This is a genomic window from Paucibacter sp. XJ19-41, from assembly GCF_028462495.1.
Lineage (GTDB): Bacteria > Pseudomonadota > Gammaproteobacteria > Burkholderiales > Burkholderiaceae_C > Roseateles_E.
On sequence record NZ_JAQOWX010000312.1, the window covers coordinates 1 to 368 of the forward strand.

At 73.9% G+C, this 368-nt stretch carries 1 protein-coding gene; it reads left to right on the top strand.

Going from position 1 to position 368, the window contains the following annotated elements; genetic code table 11:
* The coding region (locus PO768_RS29145) for a VWA domain-containing protein (protein WP_272648845.1) at positions 1–368 on the top strand (368 nt) is incomplete at both ends.

The window sequence follows — 368 nt, forward strand, 5'->3', positions numbered from 1 at the left end:
ACGATGCGGGCGGCCATCCCCTGGCAGCGGCTGCGCTTGGTGGAGCGCGAGCAGCTGGGGCTGGGTGCCTCGCCGGCTCGGCTACTGCTGCGTCGCGATGACTTCCACATCAAGCGCTATCGCCGCCCGAACGAGACGACCACGGTCTTTGTCGTCGATGCCTCGGGCTCGCAGGCGCTGAACCGGCTGGCCGAGGCCAAGGGCGCGGTCGAGCTGCTGCTGGCCGATTGCTATGTGCGGCGCGACCGGGTCGCGCTGATCGCCTTTCGCGGCGAGGGCGCCGAGGTCCTGCTGGCGCCGACGCGCTCGCTGGTCCGCGCGCGCCGCTCGCTCTCCGGCCTGCCCGGCGGCGGCGGCACGCCGCTGGC